This is a genomic window from Priestia sp. HNGD-A6 (genome assembly GCF_045784335.1).
Classification (GTDB): Bacteria; Bacillota; Bacilli; order Bacillales; family Bacillaceae_H; genus Priestia; species Priestia zanthoxyli.
This window is the reverse complement of sequence record NZ_CP138622.1, coordinates 31,356-53,056: the sequence shown is the minus strand read 5'-3', so window position 1 is coordinate 53,056 and position 21,701 is coordinate 31,356. Positions and strand designations below refer to the sequence as shown.

The following is a 21,701-nucleotide window of genomic DNA, read 5'->3' as shown; positions in this document are numbered from 1 at the left end:
TTCATTTAGAGAAAAGGAGAGATCGTATAGTGGCGGCATGTAAATATAAAATTCAATCGCTTAACTATGGACAAATCGAAACTCTTACTTATGGAAAACGAACATTTGAATCAGCAATTAAAAAAACAGCGACCAATGAGCCAATCTTCTTAAGTAAATTAGGCTTAGCAGGCGATGAACAGGCCTATAAAGATCATGGTGGAGTGGACAAAGCCTTATGTTTGTATCCCTATGACTATTATAGATACTGGAATAACATTATCAAAAATTCCGTTGAAACAGCTTTGTTCGGTGAAAATATAACAAGTGTAGGATTAACAGAAGAAAATGCTCATGTCGGAGATGTGTTCACGTTTGGAGAAGCCGTTATCCAAGTATCCGAACCTAGAAATCCTTGTTACAAGCTTGCGGCGAAATATGAAGTACCTGATATGGTTGTTCAAATGAGAGAAACAGGTTATACAGGATTTCTATTTCGAGTCCTTCAAGAAGGAATTGTCTCGGTAAGAGACGAGTTAATACTTTTGGAGAAAGAACCACATGAGGTGTCTATATCATTAGTTAACGATGTTAAATTTAAAGACAGGTTTAATAAAGAGAAACTAGATAGAATTCTACAAGTAAATGCATTGTCAAACAGTTTAAAAACAGTCCTACTAAAGCAATATGACTCTAGATGATGTGGTCAACCTAGTATTGACAGCGCAAGGTGATGATTATTACGAGGAACATTTATATCCATCTTAAAAAAGACAAAAATTATGAAACAAAAAAAGAATCCTTTGCTGATATGCAAAGGATTTTCAAATTTATTGGAATAGGGGGAATACGTTATTAGTCTGTCCAGATTTGTAGATTCATATACATATAACTTTAAAAATAAAGAGTGTAATGGATTCTCTTTAGAAAAAAGAAACCCTTTCGTTTCATCTATGCTACACAATTCATTAAGTAAACACTAAAGTATTTGGTGTATTTTTAAGGTTTTATCAGTGACGACAAATACGCAGTTATTCTGCATAGATAACGAAATTAGATAAGAAAACAAAGCAGCACCTGTATTATCAGGTGCTGCTTCTGTGTCAACAAAGGATTTTCTACACTTTTCAATCAACTAATTACATAATAGTAGTAACTTACACAATTAGACTACATCTTTGTTATGTTTTCTAACACAAATGTTTATTTCATAAGAGCATACTCCCTTGCTACTACAAATCTACTTCCTCTTCCTTCTACAATTAGACAAAGTCCATAACGTACTAACTAGACTTTTTATATCGAAGAGGCACTTATTCACTCTTAGCATGTATGACTAATAACATAAGAAATGAAATAAGAATTGTCGTTGCGACCCATAACCAAGCCAGAACCATATTTCCAGAATCAATAGCCACATATATGGCAGTAGGCAAGGTTTGAGTTCTTCCAGGTATATTTCCTGCAAACATTAAAGTCGCTCCAAATTCTCCAAGTGCTCTGGCGAAGCTCATGATACTTCCTGCAAATAACATTTTTGATGCCAAAGGCACTGAAATATATATAAACACTTGGAATTTAGTCGCTCCATCTACTGAGGCGGCACCTTCTATATCCGAATCGATTTCCTGAAATCCAGCTTTTGCGGCTTGGTACATAAGTGGAAAAGCCACTACTGAAGAAGCAATAACAGCCGCCCACCATGTAAATAGAATCGGTTGATGAAAAATCCATTCAATCAGCTGTCCTAACCAACTGTTTTTTCCGAATATAACAATTAAGAGAAAACCAATGACGGTTGGTGAAAGTACGAGAGGAAGTAAGAAGATGGTTTCTATAATTACCTTCCCTTTAAACTCTTTTTTGACCATAAGCCAGCCAACAAGCGTCCCCAAAATGATAACCAGTATTCCAGAAGCAAATGAGATTTCTAATGATAACAGAACTGGCTCTAAAAAATCCTTAAGCATCCCTTCTTACTTTGATACAAATCCATATTCTTTTAGAATCGTTAATGCTTCTTTTCCTTGTAAGTACTTATAGAATTCTTTTGCTTCTTTTGGATGTTTCGTATCTTTTATCACGCCCACTGGATAGACAATCGGGTCATGTGTTGCTTCGTCAGCTGTTGCCACAATTTTAACTTTGTTTGAAATAAGTGCATCTGTTTTATAGACGATACCTGCATCTACATTCCCTGTTTCCACATATGACAGAACTTGACGCACATCTTTTGCATAGACGATTTTGTTACTTACATCATTCCATACATGTAATTTTTCCAATGTCTGTTTCGCATAATTTCCCGCCGGTACTGCATCGGGTGTTCCTAATGCAATTTTATTCGTTTTTGTCGATAGATCTGCGAAATCTTTAATGTCTTTTTTTGTATCCTTTGGTACAACAAGTACTAAATCGTTACCTACTAAATCTACACCTTGGCTTTTAGGAATTTCACCTTTTTGAACAAGTTCATCAAACTTATCTTCTGCAGCAGAAAAGAATAAATCTACAGGAGCTCCTTGTTCAATCTGCTGTTTTAAAGCACCCGAAGCGCCGAAGTTAAACTTTAAGTCGACATTTTTATGCTCGTTTTCATATTTTTTTTCAATGTTCGTTAGAGCATCCTGTAAGCTTGCTGCAGCTGACATGGTTACTTCTACTTTTTGTTTGGAAGCTGTTTGCTCTGAATCGTTTCTGTCGTTTGTATTTTTAGTCGCTTCTGGATTAGAACACCCAAACAATAAGATAAATGTCAGCATAATGCTAGTAAATAAATAATACCTTTTAAACAATATAATTCCTCCTAGATTCACATTCAATTTATGTAAAGATAACGTACTATATTTACTTATAATGCGTTAACTGTTTTTAATATTCAGGGATATTCTGTAGCTAAAGTTGGATCAAGTGTTAGGTTGAGATGATCATACCTTCTATCAGCAAGCACTCAAGTACATTGAGAACTCTATTTTGGATAGCATTATGAGGTAATTAGTCCCGTAGAGTAAACTTCAAAATTTTTTGATAATAATATTTAAAACAGCTCCTTTATACTATATTTTTATCAAACACAAACACTAAAATTGCTAGATCTCCAGCTATGTTCATATCTGAAAACAAGTGAATTAGCTTCGCTCCTAATACTTTCTCAATTCCTTTTTTCGTGCTTGTAGAATACATCTCTTTGTTCACTTTCTTTTTTGCCCAACAGACCATTTCAGCCCCTCGAGGTGTTTTTGCCATAAATTCTTCAGCTGGCGTTAGACTCCCATATGACTTTACGATAGCTATATTTTCAATAAAAACGCTTTGGATTTTTTTCGATTCTTGCCCTAAAATCTCCTTATGAATTTTATAAATAACATCATTAAACTCTTGCATCATTTTCGACATTCTAAGAACCTCCTGTATGTTGAATATATTTAATTCTTGCCGATGATAAGAGTCAGTCAGGGCTTATAAAAAATAATCCAACATGAAATAGATGTGTGGATATGAGTTCAACACACATTTATTTTATGCTGGACTAAGGATCAAACATATTTTTCTATTAGACATCCATCTCACTATACGTAATAAAAAAGGACATGAAGCAACCCGTTACCACATTGTATTAATGAATTTTTATGAAATAACGAAATTTTATTATAATTAGTTATATCTAATTATAAATAGTTATAATTATTTGTAAATTGTTTTTTTAAAGATATGAATTTTTTCTTGGAAAAGATATGATAAAAGGAAGGAGTGATAAGATTGTGAAAGAACAACGTTCATATACTACTGAAGAAACAGCAAAACTATTAAGAGTGTCTAAATTGACTGTTTACGATCTAATTAAAAAAGGACAACTACCTGCCTATCGTGTCGGAAGACAAAATAGAATTGATGCAAGTGATTTGGAAAATTATATTACTAACTCTAAAAATATAAGTGTGAATTCTACTGAAGTAGAAGGGAAAATCTCAGATATTCAACCTAATGATACTGTTATTATCAGTGGACAAGATTTAACATTAGATATACTGGCAAATAGTATTCAGACAGAAGGATTTAAAACACTAAGAGATTATAATGGCAGTTTAAATAGCCTAATTTCCATGTACAATGGAGAATGCACAATTGTTAGTTCTCATTTATTTGATGGAGAGACTGGTGAGTATAATTTGCCTTTTGTTAAACGTATTTTAACGGGTCATACATATATCGTCATAAATTTAGTATCCAGGTCGGCTGGGTTCTTTGTAAAGCCTGGAAATCCTAAAGACATTACTACTTGGGAGGATCTAGCTCATCCTAATGTGACCATGATTAATCGTGAAAAAGGATCAGGAGCAAGGGTCTTAGTAGATGAACAAATACAGATTCATGGTATTAGTCCAAAAGAGATTAATGGTTATAAAAATGAAGAAAAAAATCATGTCAGTATTGCTACCGCGGTTGCTCAAGGTATAGCAGATGTAGGAGTGGGAATTGAGAAGGCTGCCAAAATGGTAAATGTGGACTTTGTCCCTTTAGTTAAGGAACAATATGACTTAGTTGTTATGAAATCTGAACAAAATAGTAAATTAATTAAATCCCTACTCGAAATTTTAAATTTAGACGATTTTAAGAAAAAAATCCATTCTATTGAAGGCTATGATGTTTCAAAAACGGGCTCAATCATTTTTGAAACAGATTAATAGCTAAAAACAAATATGATAAGGTTTTATTGGATAAATTCTCAACTATAATTGGAGACGTTAAAAAAAGCATCTTAACCTTAGTTTAAGATGCTTTTTCCTTTAAGTTCATACAACTACTTTAATCTCAGTTTAATCTGTTGATTTATTATCTATTTATAAATTTTTTTCATATTTCCTTTAAAATGCTTTTTCAATTAGAATATTCTATCTATTGTATTTATTTTGTAAGCGTTTTCATATATAATGATATTTAGGTTGGATAGCAAGCGTGGCTGTCACTGTATATGGCGTAGGCGGGGCCCGTACAAGATAAAAATAGCTTATCTACAGAATACGTTGTTAATTTGTATGTATAAGAGATTGCTAGTTAGGCAATAATGAAAAATAAGAGCTGGAACAAAGGGGGTAAAACGATTGAGCGAACATAAACAGGGTTTTTCTACATTTATTAAAGAAGAACGATTTGACCTACATTCGTACCTTACCTATCTATTTATCAATGAGTGCCAGGAGAATGCAGTAAATGAATTAGAAAAGGAACATGTAAATCAATAAATTTTAAGCGTTGAAAGGATTAATGATGATGGATGAAAAAGAGTGTAGGTGACTTGACCTTTCTTAATAGAAGGAACAAGTCGCCTATTTGTATTTCGTCTACACGTTCATTGTGTTAAAAAGCGAATATCTCTACTTCGTATAACTGGCTATTATATATTCTTAACTTTAAATAAATTATTAAAAACATTCTTATTAAATATAAATTTTATAATGATTTATATTTAATAAGAATTAAATAAAGTAATTGCAAATCCAATCAAATATTAAATTTATATCATTTAAAGAAGTAAATGTATAAAGTATGTTATTAAAATTTAAGTTTTACTATTTACTTTAGGTGACGACAAATAGATCATTTTTCTACAAAAGATATAAATATTAAACTATTTATATAAAAAGTAAGTTTACACTTTTACTTTTAAATAGGTTACAATTAATAAGTAATAAGTATAATAAATAAGTTTAAATAAATACTTAATTATAAAAACATTAAGCATTTATTTAAAACAATTAGTAATTTGAATTTTGTATGTAATATTATTATTACATGGTAAAAGTTTTTAACTATCTATATACATATAAATATAACTTTAACCCTCACATAGAGAAGAAACTATTTCTATACAATGAAGATCTATAAATAAGAAGACATGATTTACGAAAGGAGAGGTTTTATGCAAGATTTCTCGTTAGTACACATAGGAACAGAAGTAAGGGAAAGAAAAGGGGATTTCAATAAAATAGTTTCATTGATGCTGGATAATACGTATTATGATGCCTTAGAAGAAAGAAATGAGCATCACCAGCGAAAAAACGAAGAGATGTTCAATGATTTTACGGACGAAGAAATGATGTACTACTATGTCCACCAACGAAAGCATATTCGAAAGGATCGAGAACGAAAAGAAAATACCAAAACCGAATACGTACGGATACTGCTGCAGTTTTATCGTTATGCTGTAGAAAGTGAATCGTTCTTACGCCAAGATGTAGACGATTATATAGAAGAAAATATTTTAAAAAACCTACGTCCTTGGCATATACGAAACTATCAGACGTATTTAAGTTCCGCGTTGTTAGGTAAGGGGGGGAAACCTTATTCACCTGCAACTTTAGACGCGAAAATGACGATTTTAAAAAGTTTTATGAAATGGCTACATGAAACGGGGTATATTCAACATCCCTTACATAAAGAAATCTTAAGCACGTCACTATCTGAGCAAGAAATTCCAAACCGTGATTTGTATTACCATGAAGTTAAGCAAATCCTAGACTACTATAAAAATCATCCGATTAACTATGGATTATTAACGATGTTGGCCATGACAGGATTGCGTGTACAGGAAATAGCTAGAGCTTCGTGGGGGGATGTATATCTAGACAGTTTAAGTGGCCATTATCGACTAAGAGGCGTAGGGAAGGGTGGAAAGAAATTTGATAAGTTACTTCATCCATCGCTATACGAACGCATTCTCGCTTTTCGAGACCGACGTCATGTCGGTACAGCATTAAACACAAGTGATCAAGGCCCCTTATTTCCAGCCAAAGATGGAGACTATTATCAATACAAAAACCTAAGTAATTATATTGTACGTATTATTGAACGAACAGATTTACCATTTGTAAAAGAACGTACTGACAGAATTACCCCTCATTACTTTCGTCATTTTTATGCCATCTATAGTAGGCAGCAGGGTGCCGACATCTTTTTAATTCAAAAGGAGCTTGGTCATAGTGACCGTAAAACAACGGAACGGTATCTAGAGAAGGTTTTGCAGCGTGAACAAGAAATTGGGCTGATGTGGAAGGAACAAGATTTTTAACTATTATTGCGAGTTGACAATATATCTTAAAGAAGAGCTACTGATTTTTTCCAGTAGCTCTTCTTGTCTTTCTGGTATGTATCTTATCCGGTTTTAAACCGATCTGTATATAACTCATATTATTATGCATAATAATAAAAATAAACTCTCTTAAAAGGAGCTTTCAGTAGTGAATAAAGAACAAGTCATTAAAATTTACCAAGATGTTCTAACCAAGAGAAGAAAACGTTTTCCGAATTATTTCTTTGTAGGTGATGAAGGAAAAAAATATATGCGTTATGTGACATGTTATTTACTTGAGCAACACTTAACAGTCCCAATCGATGAAATTCCTTCTCAAGTAACCGCAAATACATTATGGTCTCATCGTCTAAGACCACCTGCTATGCTATATGGTTGGAATTATTATGAAGTTATTGATAATGCTTACCCTGGAAAATTTAAACCTTGGCAATTTCAACAAGCTCCTGATAAATATTGGAACGGAGAAGAAGGTGAAAGACGAGCTGTTGAGGCAGTAAAATATGTAATAGAGGATAAGTTGAAACTCTCCATGGAAGAAGTACCCTTTAAGGTTAATTTCCATTTTTTTAAACAGCATGGTTTAGGTGGTGCCTTTGCCCTTTTAGGTTACTCTCCTTTTCAAATAGTTGAAGCAATTTATCCCGGTGTCTTCAGGCCTTGGCAATTCGCCCATGTTCCTATGAACTGTTGGAAAAATGAAGAATATATTCGAGAGGCTATGGACTATTTTTTATTCAAACAACTGCATTTCTCTTCATACGACGAGGCTTTTCTCCAATTAAAAGGAATGGATTTTACTGATTTTCAGTTAACTGGTCTCTTTCAAATGGCATTCGATTCTAGAATGAACAACGTGAAGGAATGGATAAAAACCCAACTAAGCAATGATAAGAATGAACTGTTCTATGTAGATCTCAATTAATAAAAGAACCCATTGAAAATAATGATTGATGAATATATGTTTAATTTCTTTGATTCTTCCTCTTTATAAAAAGATATAAAGACTCAGTAAAAAAGAGAAAAAGAAGAAAAAAGAGAACGAATAATTCAGCTAATTCCATTACTCTAAAAGGACTGATAGCATTGTAAAGCGCCTGAGAAACATCAAATCCTTGACTAATATCAATCCCTAAAGAAAAGCCCATTAAGCATCCCATCATTAAAACACTAATACCTAGAATTTTCATATCTATCACGATCCATTTAATAGGTTCTACTATTTCTTCTACGACGATACGTACATATTTATTGTTAATTTTTACATAAAAAACTCTTATATGGTTAAAGTAATAAAAACTTAAAGAAGGGTGCTTAAATTTATGTCTTCGTTTTTTAAAAGTCGCAAACAAGAAAAGAAACGACCACAGGATGAAGAGCATCAAACTGCTAATCATCAAAAAGAACAGCTAGAAGTTTCATTATCAAATAACCTTAATATGATTAAACAGAAAACTGGAAAAAGTTCAGATGTCATTATTCGTGAAATAAAATTAGGCGGCAAAGCTGATATTAATACGGCGATTGTTTACATAGAAGGAATTGTAGACAACCAGTCGATTCAAGCATATATACTTCAATCTATGATGAAAGATAACCATAAGGAAGAAATTAATCAATACAATGCGATGGGCCTACTTTCTGAAGATATAATGACAGTTGGAAACATAACTTCAATCACTAATTCAGATGATCTATTTTCCTCTTTAATGGCTGGAGATACACTTATCTTAGTAGATGGAGTAAATCAAGCATTGAGTGCTAGCACAGCAGGTGGAGAGAAACGTTCTATTACAGAATCTACTACCGAGATGGTAGTACGAGGACCAAAGGAAGCTTTCACAGAATCTCTTGGCACCAATACTGCTATGGTACGTCGTATTATTAAAACTCCAGATTTATGGATGGAGTCTTTAAAAGTTGGGCGTGTAACAAAGACAGATGTAACATTCATGTACATACATGGCATTGCTAACGATAAAATCGTTAGTGAAGTTCGTCAACGATTACAGAAAATTGATATCGATAGCATTTTGGAATCTGGATACATTGAACAACTAATAGAGGATCAAACAGCCACTCCTTTTCCAACTGTATACAATACGGAAAGACCTGACGTTGTAGCAGGGAACTTGTTAGAAGGAAGAATTGCTATATTCGTGGACGGAACTCCCTTTGTACTCATTGCGCCAGCTGTATTTATACAATTTTTCCAATCGGCTGAAGATTATTATGCGCGATTTGACATTGCAACTTCCATTCGGTTTTTGCGTATTTTTATGTTCATGATTTCGCTTATCGCGCCAGCTACATATGTTGCGGTTACAACCTTTCACCAAGAAATGGTGCCAACAACGCTCATTGTAGCAATTGCAGCACAAAGAGAGGCTGTCCCATTCCCTGCGTTCGTGGAAGCTCTACTCATGGAATTAACTTTTGAGATTTTACGGGAGGCAGGGATACGTTTACCTAAAGCTATTGGTTCAGCAGTTTCTATTGTTGGAGCCCTTGTAATTGGTCAAGCAGCTGTTCAAGCAAGTATTGTTTCACCTGCAATGGTTATTATCGTATCCATTACAGCCATTGCAAGTTTTGCTACACCTTCTTTTAATATGGCTATCTCAGCTCGCTTAATTCGTTTTATGTTTATGATTGGCGCAGCAACATTTGGTTTCTATGGCATTATTTTATGTCTCCTAATGATGGTTGTCCATTTATGCAGTCTAAGATCATTTGGAATTCCCTATATGTCCCCGTTTGCTCCCTTTATTCTTGTGAACAATGGAGACACTGTTGTAAGGATGCCGTGGTGGACGCTGAGACAGAGACCTCGATTAGTTACTGCTAACACGATTAGAGAAGCTGAAAATCAACAACCTCGTCCTCCTACATCTCGTGGCATGGTAAATCGTGATTTTGAAGAGGGTGACAACGATGAAGCGTAAAGGGATTTTTCTTTTAATAATAGTAACAATAACTTTATTACTCACAAGTTGCTGGAGTAAAAAAGAATTAACAGACCTTGCTATTGTCGCAGCTTTGGGTATTGATAAAGCAAAAGATGGAAGGTATCACATAACGCTCCAAATTATCAACCCGGGCAATGTGGCTGGGGGTATGCAAGGAGGAGGAGGAGGCACACAAAGCCCTCCCATTACTATCTATTCAGCTTCAGGAGACAATCTAGTGGAAGCAAGTAGACGAGCTTCAGGAAGGATTTCTCGGCGATTGTATTATGCTCATACAAACTTGGTTGTAGTTGGAGAAAAACTGGCTAAAGAAGATGGCATCGATACATTAATTGACGGCCTGGATCGAGATCCAGAGTTTCGGAATACGTCAACTCTTGTGATTGCCAACCATTCAACCGCAGCTGATATTGTTAAAACGTTAACCCCAGTTGATAAAATTCCAGCAAATAAGATACTAAAAACCTTAGAATTTACGCAAAGAAAATGGGGAGAGAATGTAAAGACATCACTCCAAGAGGTGATGAAGAGTCTTGAATCTCCTGGAAGAGGAACAGTTGTATCAGGATTTCGTCTGGTTGGTAATCATCAGCAAGCACAAAAGCTAGATAACCTTCAGGAAAGTGCACCAGAAGCAACCCTTCGTGCTTCAGGCATTGCTGTTTTAAAGCAGGGAAAATTAGTGGATTGGTTATATGGAAAACCAGCAATAGGAACAGTATGGATTCTTGATAAAATTCAAGGCACCGATATTAATATTGATTGGAAAGGAAAGAAAGAAGCTATTGCTTATCAATCTGTACGACAAAAAACAAGTATCTCTGCCCAAGTAAAGAATGGCCAACCTCATATTTCTGTTCATACACGTGTTGAAGGAGATATTGGTGATATGGAAGTACCTGTTGATATTACGAATCCAAAGGTTATTAAAAAAATGGAACAATCCGTGAGAAAAAAAATTGAAAAGGATCTAAGAATAGCTATTGAACGTGCTCAAAAAAATAGAACAGATATCTTAGGATTTGGAGAGGCAATTCATCGTACTAGGCCAAATCAATTTAAGAAATTTAAAAAAGAATGGAATGATGTGTACTTTCCAAAGTTAGACGTGGATATTACAGTTGAAGCCTACATACGTCGAGCTGGCTTGCGAAATAAGTCTTTCCTTTCCGGCGTAAAAGAAAATCAAAAATAAAGAAAAGGAGGTACCAGTTAAGTGGAAAAAGCAAAAATTAGTGCCATTCAGCTCTTTATTTTGATGGTCCTATTTGAATTAGGGAGCGCTTTACTAGTACCTCTTGCTATCGGAGCTAAACAGGACGCATGGCTTGCAATCTTGCTTGGAATGTTGGGAAGTCTTATTTTATTTTTAGCTTATCATAAACTTTATAACTATTACCCAACCCTTTTACCTACAGAATATATGCAAAAAATCTTAGGAAAAGTGATCGGTACTGTACTTGCATTTGTTTACGTTCTTTATTTTATGTATGATGCCTCAAGAGTTTTACGTGATTTTGGTGAGATGCTATTAACGTTTGCTTATCCAGACACACCTCTATTCATTGCGAACTCTCTATTAATGCTTGTGATTATTTATACCGTCAGAAAAGGAATTGAGGTTGTAGCTCGATCAGGAGAATTACTTTTTATCTTTATGTATGTACTCGCAGTTTCTGGGTTTATTTTAATTGTAACTTCTGGATTAATTGAAATTAAGAATCTACAACCTATTTTGGAAGAAGGGTTGTTAAACCCATTAAAAGTTGCATTGTCTGAAACGCTATATTTTCCTTTTACTGAAGCCGTTGTATTTACGATGATTTTACCGTACTTAAATGATACCAAAAAAGCAAAAGTGACAATGCTATGTGCAACTGGGTTAAGTGGAATCAATTTAGCTATTACAATGCTTATTAATGTCAGTGTACTGGGTGTTAACCTGACCGAACGTTCGGAATTTCCACTTCTTAGTACAGTTGAAAGCATTCAAGTAGCAAATTTCTTAGAACGGCTTGATGTATTTTTCATGGTTGGCATGATCATAGGCATTTTCATTAAAATTACTGTGTTATTTTATGCAGCTACCATTGGTACAGCCAATTTATTTAAAATTAACTCACCTTCAAGGCTTTCATATCCTTTAGGTATTATTGTTTTATTTTTATCTATTACAATTGCAAGCAATGTTCAAGAACATCTTCATGAGGGGTTACATATAGTTAAAACTGTTCTGCATATTCCTCTCTTTATCATAATTCCTCTTATTCTTCTTTTGGTGGCTTTTTTTAAAAATAGGAATCAGCAAAAGGGAAAAAGTATTTAATTAGCTTAAAAAGAGGATTTTTAGACTATTGTTACTTTTATAGAGAATTTATTATTTGTTACAAAACAATCAGTAATAAAAGGAGGCTAAGTAGATGGAAAAAGCAAAAATTAGCGCTAGTCAGCTTTTTATCTTAATGGTCCTATTCGAGCTTGGAAGTGCTTTATTAGTACCTCTTGCAATTGATGCAAAACAGGATGCGTGGCTCGCAATTTTGGTTGGAATGTTAGTCAGCTTCGTTTTACTACTCGTCTACCACAGGCTTTATCTCTATTACCCAGATATCTTGCCTACCGAATACATGCGTAAAATTTTAGGGAAAGTATTAGGAAGCATATTAGCCTTCGTTTACATTCTTTACTTTATGTACGATGCTTCAAGGGTTTTACGTGATTTTGGTGAAATGCTGTTGACTTTTGCTTATCCAGACACACCTTTATTTATCGCAAACGCCCTATTAATTCTTGTCATCATTTACACCGTTAGAAAAGGCATTGAGGTCATTGCTCGATCAGGAGAGCTACTTTTTATATTTATGTATGTTCTTGCAATTGGTGGATTCATTCTAATTGTATCTTCTGGATTAATTGATTTTAAAAATTTACAGCCTATTTTGGAAAATGGGTTATCACCGGTCTTAAAAGTGGTATTTACGCAAACTTTATATTTCCCATTTACTGAAGTTATTGTAATTACGATGATTTTGCCTTATTTGAACAATCCTAAGAAGGCAAAAGTGACTATGTTATGTGCAACCGGGTTAAGTGGAATTAATTTGGTTATTACGATGCTCATTAATATTAGTGTGCTCGGTGTTACTCTAACTGCACGTTCCCAATTCCCTCTTCTTAGTACAGTTGAAAGTATCCAGGTAGCCGATTTCTTAGAACGACTTGATGTATTTTTTATGCTTGGTTTAATTATCACTATTTTCTTTAAAATCTGCTTGTTATTTTATGCAGCTGTAATAGGAGCAGCTAATTTATTTCATGTGAAGTCGCCTTCAAGGTTATCGTACCCGTTTGGGCTAATTATTCTCTTTTTGTCAATTACTATTGCTAGCAATGTTCAAGAACATAACCATGAAGGATTAAAGATGGCAATGTTTATTGTACATATTCCTCTACTAGCAATTATTCCGGTTCTACTTTTTCTAGTTGCATTCTTGAAAAATAGAAAGAAACAGAAAGCATAACAGATTTGTTTACTGATTTTTCATTACAAAAAATCAATAATTACAAAATAGTGATTATAAGAACGAATTCTAACCATGAGAGGTGTTTCTTCTGTATACTTGGCTCTATGATCATTTTATTAATACAATTCTATTTCCTCTTGCTTGCATTGTGACAGTATCTATTTTGCTAAGTGGATATGCGTACTTTAAATTTAGAAAAAACTAACTGCCATAAGATATTTTATTTAAAAGTAATATTTTATTTGCTATTAAATCAACTTCCCCGTAAAATACCCCTAAGGTGGGATTAAGACACATCAGCCTTCTATTGCAGACATGTCTTAGAAAACTTCGTATTTGTCGTCAGTTAGAGTAAATAGTAAAACTTTAATAATAAATAAAATAATTTATCATTTACTTAACTAACAACAAAACTTAAACAAAGTTACTTTTTGATAAACTATTTAATAAAAACATTTATTTTTGAAGATACATGTATATGAATCTACAAATCTGGCTAGACTAATAACGTATTCCCCCCTATTCCAATAAATTTGAAAACCCTTGGCCTTTATTAGCAAAGGGTTATTTTTTAAAATTGTCTCCTTTTAATGGTTATAAGTGTGGGTAAAGGGGAATTAAATATACTATTAGCACACAAAGGGGATATGCATGAGTGATAGATTCTGGGTATTATACTGGATCCCTGTTCGTCAGGGAATTGGAACGTTTAAAAGAAGAATATATTCAACTTGAGCTTGACGATATGAGAGTATTAATTGAAGAAGACATTTTACTTATAGAAAAAGCAATGGATATGTTGTGTAGGAATAAAATTTATCAAATTGAGCAAACTATTCAAGATGTTTCCAAGTATCACCTCATACAACTACATTCTGCAACAGAGAAAACCTACCTCTTTTGACTGGAAAGAGATAGGTTTTTCTTTTTTTTGAAAACGACTAAGATATATAATCTTAGTCATTTTTGGAACTCTTATTAAAAAAGAACAGAGGATTCGAAGCCTCTGTTTAAAGTTGACAACATATCTGTTTTTTTATTTTTGAAATGTATATCATACAAATCTAAAAGGAATAAATGATTAATTTAAAGGAGAGAGAACATGGATACTATGCTAAATAAATGGATTCCTGTTCCTTATTTTCAAGTCAATCGAAAAGGTACCATTTTGAATTCTTCCAACACAACTCATTCATATTTTCCTAATACATCTAATATATGGACAATTATTCATGAAGAACACCGGGATAAAATCATATTAATGCTCTCAGAGAGCGCTAATTCTTATCCTATAACACAACATCTAATGTTAAAAATACGTAACAACTTGTTTGGGAATTTTAGATGTACGATTCAATGGAAAGACGGAGTAGGTCACCTAGTATGTACAGAATCAAAAAGCATGAAAGATTCAACTACTACATTTTCATCTGTTCACAAATCTTTGAAAGATACCCAAAGACGGTTAAAAGAATCAGAAAAACATCTAGAGAACGTTGCTAACATAATAAAGATAAGAAAACACTGATTTTTTGTTTTTCACATAAAATTTTCTATATGGAGTAAACTACTTAAGATGCCGTTAAGTATCTACCACTAAAAACCATACTCGTATTCTCAACAGAACGACCTACTGTATAGGAGCAGTAGGTTGTTCTGTTTTATAGCTTTATATTATATATTTATTTAATTACCATAATAGATGTTATCAATAGAAAAAGGGGAGCAGATTAAAAATGGTCTTTTTAATCTTCATATGGTAATGTGAGGAGAAAAAATAAAATAAATTATTTGGTCTCTTCACATCTGAAGTTTCCTTATAATAGGCAGGGGTACGATTACTCATGAGCATAGATGAAATAAAAAAAATGCTTAGTATCTTAGTCCAATATAAAAATAGCAGGATTACACATACCATACCTGGACTTATTGAATTAGTTTATTCCAAAGAATCTCAATGCTTTCAAGTAACTACCCTTATTGATGGAAGAATTTCACCGTATGACGATGTAAATACTGCTTCTGAGGCCCTATATACAATTCTAAACACTACCAAAAAGAATGAATTTTAGTTACCATAATGTCATTTTCAGGTATCACCATATACTTTTTAATTGCCTTTATACATTGATGTATAGCGAGTTTTCAGCAAGTGCAAGTTATGATATTACCTGAAGAAAAGGTAACAAATTAGGTATGATATAATGACAAAAGCTCTCTTACCTTTGAAAAAGTTAGAGGACTTTTGTCTTTTCAAACGAAATATATAGTATTTCTTCCATATAACTAAAAATAAAGGGAGCCATATAACATGCAACTTACAAACATCGAGAAACTACATCCTATTAGAGATGTGATTATCCAGCGCAAAGAAGAGCTTGCGGAAAGCAAAAAACAAAACCTGGCGGTTCTTCATGATGTTTATACAGAATTAACAACTTTTCGACTCGACCTTCTTACTATTTATGCTGACTCTATTCTTGTGGAGAAAGACATTGCGGCTGATATGATTAGAGATTGGGGAGAGAATTTATCTAGTCTACTCGTTAATCGTGGACTTCCTTTAGACCTAGCCTTAGATGAAATTAGTTACTACAGAGATATTATCGGAGAAATTATTAAAGACGAAGCGAATGATAAAAAATTCTCCCTCAACGTTTTTTATGAAATTATCTCCCATTTTAATACCATTGTAGATGATGCAGTTCAATGGGTCAGTAAATCATACTTACAGGACTATACAAAACAAATAAAACATGCTCAATACGCGATTGATGAGCTGTCGGTACCTGTTGTTCGTATGACAAAAGAAACGGGTATCCTCCCTTTAGTAGGCGATTTAGATACCCAAAGAGCTCAAATACTGATGGAAAATGCATTGACCAAAGGCAGTGAGTATCAATTAAAATGGCTCATTATTGATTTGTCAGCTGTTCCTATTATTGATACGATGGTGGCCGATCAACTCTTTAAGGTCATTGCAGGATTACAACTAATAGGCGTACGTGTTGTTCTAAGTGGTATTCGCTCTGAAATTGCTCAAACTATGGTCAGTTTAGGAATAGCAATTGACCATATTAAGACATTTGGTAGTTTACATCAAGCTGTTTCTTATACAAATTCTTTTATACCATCAGTAGGGTAAATAATTTATATTAAGTATAAAAGACCACTAAACTAAGTAAACTAAACAAGATACCATAAGGTGTCATTGGATAAAGTCGTGCGAAAAGCCTGCCTTTAGGGACTTAAGGGTTGGCTTTTCCCTTTTTCTGTAGTTAACATAAAACGGCTTTCCGGTACACATTACAAAAAAACGTTTTCATGCTACACGAGGGCTAGTTTGCTTTTCATATTTCTCTCTTAAAAGATATATCCATACAAAAAACATTCATTACACAACAAAACTTTACAATTTCTTAACGATAATACCATTTATTTACACAGAGAATTAATATATCATTTAACTGTGTTCTAGAAGAATTAAATTGGGGGAATCGTTTTGTTGAAGAAATTTTTAGTTTTAACTATGCCATTTATTTTCGTGTTGGGTCTTACATTTAATTTTGAGGTTAATGCTGCTTCTGATCAAATAACTGCTGAAGATCAAAAACAAGCGTACAAAGAAGAATTAGCAAACTTAACTCAAGATGAAGTAATTGCTAACTTTGAAAGAATTGATGAAGAATACGCTATGGAGGAACCTTTTTCAGTAAAAGATCAAACTTTTATTGAAATGTACGCTAAAAAACCTTCAGCAATGACTTTGTTTGCTTCAAAAAGTATTTCTGGATCCAACTCATCTAATGGTGTCACGGTAAAAGTAAGTGGCACAATTAAAGACGATATCCAAAATGTTGTTAATCAAAGTTTTAGCGCATCCAATTTAAAAACAAGTACAACAGCAGGAGCAAGCAAAGTATCCTCTGTAAAAACAGTAGTATCTCACAATGCTTACGGATTAGTTGGGAGTGGAGGCGTTGGTAAAGTATATTCAGGTACACTTTCCACTTCAGGTAAAAATACAACATTAACTGCGACTAAAAGATACACTGCAGTTGTAGCTTATGCTTCAACATGGTGTACTGTTACTGTTAAACATTCTGGGGGTACCTTTACAGTAAATCCAAAATAATGGTTACAAAGGAGAATACATATGTTAAATAGTTTTGGAATACCAGGAATTATTATTACTCTTTTAGTTTTATTTGGATTAATCTTTTGGTTTCGAAAAACGTTTCGAAAAAACGATTAATATAATGGTTGTAAAGAGCTAGCAAACTTTGAGTTTGCTGGCTCTTTTTTGTTTTTTTCTTTAACAAGACCTAGATAGCTTTGTACTTTGTTAAAGTATACGTTTGTAGTTTCCATAAAACGTATTATCGTTAACAACACAAAGAAGAGGAAATTTTAAGCTTTCCTCTTCTTTCTATTTCTAAAAATGAAGCTAGCTATAAGTAAAACTCCAAAAAATATCGTTAAATCAAAAGTTAATGGATCTCCTGCTAGGTTTGTTTCATCGACAATTATCCCTTCTTGAAACAATAAAACTGCTGCAATTATTACAAAGAATAAAGAATTGAATAATATATAGCTAGTTGCCTTAATTTTATTGTTTAAAAAAACTACATACACGAAGTTACATACTAAAAGAAGAGTTATTAAATAATAAACCGGTCTAAAAAGTGTAAAAGTATCCCCAAGCATTGATATGTTCCTCTCTATTCATTATCCTATTTTTAAATCAATATATTTCCATTTTATCAAATAATTGAGCTTATTTCGCCATGTGTATTACATATAACCTTAGTTAAAATAATGTCACTTATCGGAAATAATTTTGGAGTAAAAGGAGCTTATTTCATAAGATTAATCACAAAATTGAACATAACTTCTCCAACAGTAGTTGGTTTCCAATAAAGGATTTGTTCTAATTCACTGCTATTCAAGTTATTCTTATTGTCTAAGCTTACTTTTCCTTTGCTGTTTCTTATATCTAAAGGTTCGTTAAGTTCTTCTTTGCTGAGAACTTTATAGAATGGCATAAAATCCTTTGATAACACAGGGTCATCAATAAAATTAATATGTTGAAATTCAACAGTAGCAGCAAGAGCGAGAAAAGGATAATATGCATTGAGTAGCACATATATCTCTCGATTAAAAACATTTACTTTTACCTTTGAAAAATTACTTGTTAAATTTGCCTCATCAATCTTTAATATCTTCCCTTGATTTCTTCTGATTAAATCGAAGCATATACTTTTAAAATCGTTCTCATCTATTTCATTCGGTTTATTATCTATGGAACTATAAAAACCCGTTACTCCATTAGGAAGATTCATTAAATAAATAACTCCTTTCAAAGTGCTTAGATACGTTTATTTTAAATATATAAATCGTTCAATCCTAGTTACCAAAATGTGAGTTCTAGGCACAAAAAAAGCTTAAACTTATTAGTCCAAGCTCTTTTTTCTACGTTGGTAAAGGAAAAAACCTATTGCTGCTCCGAGTAAACCTATAACCACACTAAAGCGAATTAGAGGGATAATAAAATCAATAAGGTCTAAATATGTTGTTTCTGTTGTACTATCATCTACCGATACAACCTCTTTATATGGAACTATTAAAACACCTAATGATACTCCTAAAATTAATCCATAAGAGAAACCTTTTTCTATAAATCTTAACAAGCAACTTGCCCCTTACTATTATGAATTTAATTACATACAATGAATATTTTAACTCAATTTTATAATGGATACTATATACAAATCTAGTTACCATACTCCATATTCCGGGTAGTAAAGCTAAATATTAATGGCCACGTCTATTATTAGATATAGCCATTATATGTACATGAAAATTATTGATTATGAGTGTATTCTGTTTAAGATTGTTGCCCTGTTTGTAGTGAAAAGTATATAATCTTGCTTCTTAGTTTTAATAAAAATTCGATCAGTCGTTCCATATGGAGGACCTATCCGGATCGCATCAGCTTGTTTACCGTCATACGTATCGTCTTCCGTAACTTCAATAATATCTTCTAGTGCAATATTAAATTTAGCAAGTTGCCATTTTATGATTAATTCTTTTTCTGTTTTCTTAACATCGATTCCCACTGTAAACATCCCCTTTTTTCCTTATAATTACATTTTAACACATTATAAAGAGAGGGAAATAAATGAATATCATATGCCATGCTAGTTTACATAAACATACTTACGGGAACTTACTTTACCCTTATATGTTAAAATGTGGTTATATCTTAATAACATAGTAAAGGGGAAAACAAATATGGCTCTATCCCGTAATCCCAAATTAGTTTTACTAAGTTTATTAATCATAGTAGGTTTTAGTAGCTATTTTTTATATAACAGTAACAATTATGAGATGCTATCTAAAAGAGAAATTAATGATTTCATAGAGCATAAAAGAAAATCTAACCTATCTATTCTTAAAAAGGAGAATGTTAAAGCTAAGCCAGATCCTCATGCTCTTATTTTATATAAAGATAATACTAAATTAGGTACTTACATCCTTACAAAAAGCAGACGAGGAATTGAAGAGTACAAGGGAGTGGAAGTACCAATAGACAAAACCTTGCCAATACAGGTTACAGGAGCCTTATCAGGGGTTCCATATCTTGGTATATATATTACAAATAATAAATTAATTCAAGAAGGAAAATATATAGAAATGGAATTTGAAGATGGAACAAAAGTAAGAAAAAAAATATCTTTAAATCAAAAAGGATATATTCTTTCAGAAAAAACCACTCCTGAAGTACCCAGAGAGTCTGTCCAGGTCTCAGTCATAAAAGATAACCAAATTTTATATACAAATGAGTATTAAATAACTGTCAATCTGTACATTACATACAATTTTAGTTCACATAACAGGTATTATCGGAAATGAAAACTATCTGCTTAGATACTTTACTTATTTTGCAAGCTTACTTAATTCCGTGATGGCGTAGGCTACTTCTTCTTTTGTGTTATAAAAATGAGGAGCTATTCGTATGACATCGTTTCTGGCAGAAACGAGAATGTTTTTTTCTTTTAACCTCTGCTCAATTTCAGAAGCATTAGCCATGTGAAAAGAAGTAATACCTGAAGTGATTTCCGTATCGAATGGTAGGTTAACCTGTAAGCCATTCTGCACTCCAAACTCTTTTGTAAACCTAGATAGCTCTTTCAAATAGAAATGAATAGGAGAGACTCCAACGTCAAGCAACAACTTAAGTGCCGCGTGTGCAGCATACACACTAATAAAAGAAGGTGTACCTGTTTCAAAACGACGAGAGCCAGCAGCATAGGTGGAGTGAAAGATATCAAATTTTGTCTCACTTTCTTGGCCAAACCAACCTGTATGTCTAGGCTTTACTTGTTCAGCGAGCTCTTTCTTCATATAAAGAAACGCTACACCTGGTATCCCTAACATGTATTTGCGTGTGACAGTAGCGAGCATGTCGATATTCATCTCTTTCACATCAATTGGGATATGACCTGCTGATTGAGACGCATCCACAAATAGAAGAGAACCTTTCTTATGAACAATATTGGCAATGTCTTTAAGGTTTTGCACAATTCCGTTCTCGTAAGAAGCATGGCTCATACACGTAAGTAATGTACGCTCTGTGACGTCTTTTTCATATTGTTTTAAAGGGATAACCCCATCCAATGAGCGCATGAGCGATACAGTAGCTCCATGCTTTTCTTGCGCATACCAGACATGGCCGACAGTAGGGAAATCCATATCCGTTACGATAATTTCATTTTTACTAGGATGGTAGGATAGACTAGTCGCTACGGCCGAAAGAGCATCAGAAACAGAAGGTAAGATGGCAATTTCATCGGGTTCAGCGTTTATAAGTTCAGCGAATTTTTCTCTGGTCGCTTCCAGTTTCAATGTAGCTTGTTTCCAGTTAGTACCTAATAATAATAACTCATTGTGATAGTCTTCAATTGCTTGTGAAACAGGCTGAGCAATAGCACCTTGAGAGCAACTAGCTACATGTACATACTCCGATAAAACGGGAAACAATGAACGATACGAACTAAAAGAGTTATTCATCTCTCTCCTCCTTTTTCCTTAAAATTACATTTCAACATATTAGAAAGATAAAAAAGTGAATGAATA

General features: G+C 33.2%; 23 protein-coding genes. 14 read left to right on the top strand and 9 right to left on the bottom strand.

Features of this window, described 5'->3' with window-relative positions; translation table 11 throughout:
- Positions 1-29: 29 nt before the first annotated feature.
- On the top strand, positions 30-680 hold the full coding sequence (locus SCI76_RS26880; protein ID WP_407545302.1) for an MOSC domain-containing protein: 651 nt from the start codon (positions 30-32) through the stop codon (positions 678-680).
- Positions 681-1,292: 612 nt separating this feature from the next.
- Here the strand turns inward: SCI76_RS26880 and modB are convergent.
- The 3 genes from modB to SCI76_RS26865 form a co-directional block, all read right to left on the bottom strand.
- On the bottom strand, positions 1,293-1,949 hold the full coding sequence (modB, locus tag SCI76_RS26875) for a molybdate ABC transporter permease subunit (RefSeq protein ID WP_407545301.1): 657 nt from the start codon (positions 1,947-1,949) through the stop codon (positions 1,293-1,295).
- Between the two features lie 6 nt (positions 1,950-1,955).
- On the bottom strand, positions 1,956-2,774 hold the full coding sequence (modA, locus tag SCI76_RS26870; RefSeq protein ID WP_407545300.1) for a molybdate ABC transporter substrate-binding protein: 819 nt from the start codon (positions 2,772-2,774) through the stop codon (positions 1,956-1,958).
- A gap of 256 nt (positions 2,775-3,030) precedes the next feature.
- A complete protein-coding gene (locus SCI76_RS26865; RefSeq protein WP_407545299.1) occupies positions 3,031-3,375 on the bottom strand; it encodes a DUF2294 domain-containing protein in 345 nt (114 codons plus the stop codon).
- Positions 3,376-3,716: 341 nt separating this feature from the next.
- Between SCI76_RS26865 and SCI76_RS26860 the strand changes: the two genes are divergently transcribed.
- The 4 genes from SCI76_RS26860 to SCI76_RS26845 all read left to right on the top strand — a co-directional run bounded on the left by SCI76_RS26860 (position 3,717) and on the right by SCI76_RS26845 (position 7,994).
- A complete protein-coding gene (locus tag SCI76_RS26860) occupies positions 3,717-4,664 on the top strand; it encodes a substrate-binding domain-containing protein (protein WP_407545320.1) in 948 nt (315 codons plus the stop codon).
- A 417-nt stretch (positions 4,665-5,081) separates the two neighbouring features.
- Positions 5,082-5,222 carry a hypothetical protein gene (locus SCI76_RS26855; protein WP_407545298.1) on the top strand — a complete coding sequence of 47 codons (141 nt, stop codon included), beginning with the start codon at positions 5,082-5,084 and terminating at the stop codon, positions 5,220-5,222.
- 677 nt (positions 5,223-5,899) lie between these two features.
- A complete protein-coding gene (locus tag SCI76_RS26850; RefSeq protein ID WP_407545297.1) occupies positions 5,900-7,048 on the top strand; it encodes a tyrosine-type recombinase/integrase in 1,149 nt (382 codons plus the stop codon).
- A 169-nt stretch (positions 7,049-7,217) separates the two neighbouring features.
- Positions 7,218-7,994: a hypothetical protein gene (locus SCI76_RS26845; RefSeq protein ID WP_407545296.1), complete on the top strand. Its 777-nt coding sequence runs from the start codon at positions 7,218-7,220 to the stop codon at positions 7,992-7,994.
- A gap of 40 nt (positions 7,995-8,034) precedes the next feature.
- Here SCI76_RS26845 and SCI76_RS26840 read toward each other — a convergent pair whose 3' ends face one another.
- Complete coding sequence (locus SCI76_RS26840) at positions 8,035-8,259, bottom strand: hypothetical protein (RefSeq protein WP_407545295.1); 225 nt, start codon at positions 8,257-8,259, stop codon at positions 8,035-8,037.
- Between the two features lie 132 nt (positions 8,260-8,391).
- Between SCI76_RS26840 and SCI76_RS26835 the strand changes: the two genes are divergently transcribed.
- The 8 genes from SCI76_RS26835 to SCI76_RS26800 all read left to right on the top strand — a co-directional run bounded on the left by SCI76_RS26835 (position 8,392) and on the right by SCI76_RS26800 (position 17,697).
- Positions 8,392-10,014: a spore germination protein gene (locus SCI76_RS26835; protein ID WP_407545294.1), complete on the top strand. Its 1,623-nt coding sequence runs from the start codon at positions 8,392-8,394 to the stop codon at positions 10,012-10,014.
- Entirely contained in the window at positions 10,004-11,233 is a 1,230-nt protein-coding gene (locus tag SCI76_RS26830; RefSeq protein WP_407545293.1) for a Ger(x)C family spore germination protein, read from the top strand. The genes SCI76_RS26835 and SCI76_RS26830 overlap by 11 nt, the downstream gene beginning before the upstream one ends.
- A 21-nt stretch (positions 11,234-11,254) precedes the next feature.
- Entirely contained in the window at positions 11,255-12,364 is a 1,110-nt protein-coding gene (locus SCI76_RS26825) for a GerAB/ArcD/ProY family transporter (RefSeq protein WP_407545292.1), read from the top strand.
- Between the two features lie 94 nt (positions 12,365-12,458).
- Complete coding sequence (locus tag SCI76_RS26820; protein ID WP_407545291.1) at positions 12,459-13,559, top strand: GerAB/ArcD/ProY family transporter; 1,101 nt, start codon at positions 12,459-12,461, stop codon at positions 13,557-13,559.
- 658 nt (positions 13,560-14,217) lie between these two features.
- A complete protein-coding gene (locus SCI76_RS26815) occupies positions 14,218-14,466 on the top strand; it encodes a hypothetical protein (protein WP_407545290.1) in 249 nt (82 codons plus the stop codon).
- Between the two features lie 198 nt (positions 14,467-14,664).
- Positions 14,665-15,090 carry a hypothetical protein gene (locus SCI76_RS26810; protein WP_407545289.1) on the top strand — a complete coding sequence of 142 codons (426 nt, stop codon included), beginning with the start codon at positions 14,665-14,667 and terminating at the stop codon, positions 15,088-15,090.
- 783 nt (positions 15,091-15,873) lie between these two features.
- Positions 15,874-16,707, top strand: coding sequence for an STAS domain-containing protein (locus SCI76_RS26805; RefSeq protein ID WP_407545288.1), 834 nt, complete (start codon positions 15,874-15,876; stop codon positions 16,705-16,707).
- 357 nt (positions 16,708-17,064) lie between these two features.
- Positions 17,065-17,697: a hypothetical protein gene (locus SCI76_RS26800; protein WP_407545287.1), complete on the top strand. Its 633-nt coding sequence runs from the start codon at positions 17,065-17,067 to the stop codon at positions 17,695-17,697.
- A gap of 275 nt (positions 17,698-17,972) precedes the next feature.
- On the opposite strand, the gene SCI76_RS26795 is transcribed toward SCI76_RS26800, so the two are convergent.
- The 4 genes from SCI76_RS26795 to SCI76_RS26780 all read right to left on the bottom strand — a co-directional run bounded on the left by SCI76_RS26795 (position 17,973) and on the right by SCI76_RS26780 (position 19,690).
- Positions 17,973-18,269: a hypothetical protein gene (locus SCI76_RS26795; RefSeq protein WP_074898420.1), complete on the bottom strand. Its 297-nt coding sequence runs from the start codon at positions 18,267-18,269 to the stop codon at positions 17,973-17,975.
- Between the two features lie 149 nt (positions 18,270-18,418).
- A complete protein-coding gene (locus SCI76_RS26790; protein ID WP_407545286.1) occupies positions 18,419-18,904 on the bottom strand; it encodes a hypothetical protein in 486 nt (161 codons plus the stop codon).
- A gap of 111 nt (positions 18,905-19,015) precedes the next feature.
- The gene (locus SCI76_RS26785; RefSeq protein WP_377585973.1) at positions 19,016-19,252 is read right to left on the bottom strand and encodes a hypothetical protein; all 237 of its coding nucleotides are present in this window, start codon (positions 19,250-19,252) and stop codon (positions 19,016-19,018) included.
- 180 nt (positions 19,253-19,432) lie between these two features.
- Positions 19,433-19,690 (bottom strand): hypothetical protein, encoded by a 258-nt coding sequence (locus SCI76_RS26780; protein ID WP_407545285.1) that lies wholly within the window; start codon positions 19,688-19,690, stop codon positions 19,433-19,435.
- Positions 19,691-19,856: 166 nt separating this feature from the next.
- Between SCI76_RS26780 and SCI76_RS26775 the strand changes: the two genes are divergently transcribed.
- Positions 19,857-20,414, top strand: coding sequence for a hypothetical protein (locus SCI76_RS26775; protein WP_407545284.1), 558 nt, complete (start codon positions 19,857-19,859; stop codon positions 20,412-20,414).
- 87 nt (positions 20,415-20,501) lie between these two features.
- On the opposite strand, the gene SCI76_RS26770 is transcribed toward SCI76_RS26775, so the two are convergent.
- Positions 20,502-21,635 carry an aminotransferase class V-fold PLP-dependent enzyme gene (locus SCI76_RS26770; protein ID WP_407545283.1) on the bottom strand — a complete coding sequence of 378 codons (1,134 nt, stop codon included), beginning with the start codon at positions 21,633-21,635 and terminating at the stop codon, positions 20,502-20,504.
- Between the last annotated feature and the right edge of the window lie 66 nt (positions 21,636-21,701).